Origin of the sequence: Mycobacterium sp. E1214 (genome assembly GCF_001666755.1) — a bacterium.
Taxonomy (GTDB): Bacteria; Actinomycetota; Actinomycetes; order Mycobacteriales; family Mycobacteriaceae; genus Mycobacterium.
In genome coordinates this window covers 1-2,990 of sequence record NZ_LZJC01000144.1, presented here as the reverse complement: position 1 = coordinate 2,990, position 2,990 = coordinate 1, and the positions used below count along the sequence as shown (strand labels likewise).

3 protein-coding genes are annotated in these 2,990 nt (G+C 62.4%); 1 reads left to right on the top strand and 2 read right to left on the bottom strand.

Features of this window, described 5'->3' with window-relative positions:
* Positions 1-554 (bottom strand): alpha/beta fold hydrolase (locus tag A5700_RS20395; protein ID WP_156671328.1); only part of this gene is annotated, 554 nt, incomplete at its 3' end.
* Positions 555-1,103: 549 nt separating this feature from the next.
* Positions 1,104-1,736, bottom strand: coding sequence for a TetR/AcrR family transcriptional regulator (locus A5700_RS20390; RefSeq protein WP_197502963.1), 633 nt, complete (start codon positions 1,734-1,736; stop codon positions 1,104-1,106).
* Between the two features lie 97 nt (positions 1,737-1,833).
* Between A5700_RS20390 and A5700_RS20385 the strand changes: the two genes are divergently transcribed.
* The coding region (locus A5700_RS20385) for an MMPL family transporter (protein WP_197504165.1) at positions 1,834-2,990 on the top strand (1,157 nt) is incomplete at its 3' end.

Below are 2,990 nucleotides of genomic sequence, written 5' to 3'. Positions count from 1 at the left end.
GGGGCGATGCGGTCGAGTCGATCGGCCGGCACGCCGTGGGTGTACTGCCAGTGCGTCGTCTGCAAGGTGAAGTATTCGCGGACCGAGTCTTCGTTGGGGCCGCGGTCTTTCGCGTGCGCGAACAGTCTGTCCCAAAAGGGCGTGAAGCCCTCCATGTAGGCGTTTCCGCTCTGCGTGATGATCGCGGTGATGCGCTCCGGTCGTGCGCTGGCGATGCGCAACCCGATGGGTGCGCCGTAGTCGTGAATGTAGATGGCGAAGCGTTCGAGCCCCAACGTGGTGATGAGCTTCTCTGTGATCTCGGTAAGCCGGTCGAAGCTGTAGGTGAACTGGTTGACCGAGGGCATCGAGGAGCGCCCGAAGCCGATGTGGTCGGGCGCCACCAGGTGGTAGGAGTCGGCCAGCGAGTTAATCAGATTACGGAACATATGAGAGCTGGACGGAAAACCGTGCAGCAGAAGCACTGTGGGTTTCGAGCGATCACCGGCCTCGCGGTAAAAGACATCGAGGCCGTCGATCGACACGGTCTGATAGCGCGTGCTGAACTCGGTCATGCTTCCCTCGCAGTAGGCGTAATGTGCTTGCCTCCAGACTGCGTCGCAGCGCCTGCGCGAAAAAGGGCAAATGCCACATCACTGTGATCGCAAGCGGGGATCAATGCCACCAAAGTCGTCGTCGGACAGCACTACCGTTTCTGGGCATCGCCGGGAAGACTGACGACCGAGACACCGCGGGAAGCGCAGGCGCCGCGCATGACCTCACTGTCCAAGCTGTGGGTCTCCCGATGGCGCACCGACCCGAGTTCGGGTGCGCGACAGGGGTGACCGGCAAGACGTCAGGCAATGATTCGTCAGATGCGGGACGCCGTGTCGTACCGGTAACCATCATTCGATTCCTGCAAATTCCTGCGAACAGCTGGCCTGGCTACGTCACGTACGGCTAGGTGCAGCGACCGGAACTGGGCCGGTATGCCGAGGCAGGTAGGGGCGGAGTCTGTTCAAGGTCAGCATGTCGAGCAGTTGCAGATCTCTAATGTGGGTGAGGTGTGCGCCCAGGGTGCTCCCTGCTCGGCAGGTGCCCGCTCATTCCCGTTGGACGCGACGTCAGTCCAATGCTGCTCCATCAGCCGTTTTGAGGCCTGCCAGGGCTATGGCGACGACGGTTTCAACTTCTTGTGAAGCTGTGTCGGGGTCAGCCGCTGCGGCGATGTACAGGATGGCGTTGCAGAAGACGCTGAAGAAAATTTCGACAGTGGCATCGATGGGAACCGCGCGTGCGTACCCTTTGGTCACGAAGTCTTGCAGTGTGGCCCGCAGGAACGGCAACGCGATTTCTTCATCGAGTGCCCGCACACCGTCCCAGCCCAGGACACCCATGACCTGACCAAGCAGGGCTCGGGCGTCGTTGTCGTCGACGTAGCTGCGCAGGAATAGACGGGTCCCTTTTTCGACCAGCTGCCATGGCTCCTGCTGCCTGGATGGTTTGTTCATGGAGTCGATGACCTTGGCCACGATCGCGTTTTGACTGGCTCGGTAGACCTCGGTGAAGATCTCGCGCTTGTCGCGGAAGTGGTGATATACCGCCCCCTTGCTGGACTGCGCTAGCCGGGCGATGTCGTCGATCGAGGTCGCTTCGAAGCCGCCCGAGATGAATAACGTCTTCGCTGCTTCGAGCACCGCCGCGCGAGTGAGCTGGGCATACAGCTGACGTCTGCCCGGCTTGACGCCGTCTTTCACAGTCATAACTTTACTGACAGACTCTGAGTTGTTTACCGACTGACAGTCGTGGAAGTATATGAGTCGACGGAGTAAGTCGGGTTCGGAGGATTTCTCGATGTCTGGTGAGCAAGCCGTTGGCACGCAGCCCGCCCGGGGTCCGGGGTTGATACGGTGGGTGCTCCGTCGACGCCGATTGGTGCTGCTTGTCGCCGGTATTTTGGCGGTCACGGCGGCGGTGATGAGCTTGGGTCTGCATGCACGATTAACGAGCGGGTGGGCGAATTGGGACGACCCGGCAGCACGTAACGTGCAGGCCCGCCAGGTGATCGAACAGGCCACCGGAATCGATTACCACCAGGGTTATGCCTTGCTGGTACGCACCGACCAGCGGATCGACCCGAAACTAGCCCCGCCGCCAGAAGTGCCGGCCGCGGTCGAGCTGCTCCACCATCGCGGCGAGGTACGACAGGTCATCGATTACCAGTCCGCCCGCAATCCCGCGCTCATCGCACGAGACGGCCACCACACCGTCGTGTGGGGCAGAGTCGGGCCCGTCGCCGAAAAGCAGGTGGTGCCCGAGCTGGAGCGGCAGATCAACGACAATCCGCTGCTAGCCGGCCATGTGCTGCTAGGCGGCCCCACCGTCGCCAACGTTCAAGGTGCCGACGTGGTCATCCACGACCTAACTTTCGCTGAGCTGATAGTCTTCCCGCTGCTGTTCATGCTGCTCATTGTCGTGTTCCGAGGCGTCGTCGCCGCCGGCGTTGCGTTGCTCGGCGGCGTGGTGACGGTGTTGCTCGCGCTACTCGCCATCCGCGTCCTCGTCGAGTGCACCGTCGTGTCGGTATACGGACTGAACCTGGTCTTCGCCCTGGGCCTGGGCCTGTCGATTGACTTCAGCCTGCTGATCATCTCGCGCTACCGCGAACACCTCGCCGACACCGGTGATGAGCGAGCAGCACTGCACACCACGATGAACACCTCCGGACGCACGGTTTTGTTCTCCGGGTTGACGATCGCGTCGGCGCTTGTGGGGCTACTGGTCTTCCCGCAGGAGGTGCTGCACTCCATAGGCCTCGCCGGCATCCTGGTCACCACCTCCGCGCTGGTCTTTGCATGGATAATCCTGCCCGCCTCGCTGGGCGTTCTGGGCGTACGAATCGAGTCGCTGGCACCGTCACGCTGGCAGCGGCGGGCCCAGCGAGGCGGCCAGGACCCGAGTGCGGCGCGGTGGCGACACGTCGCCTCTGCGGTGATGCGCCGACCCGCCCT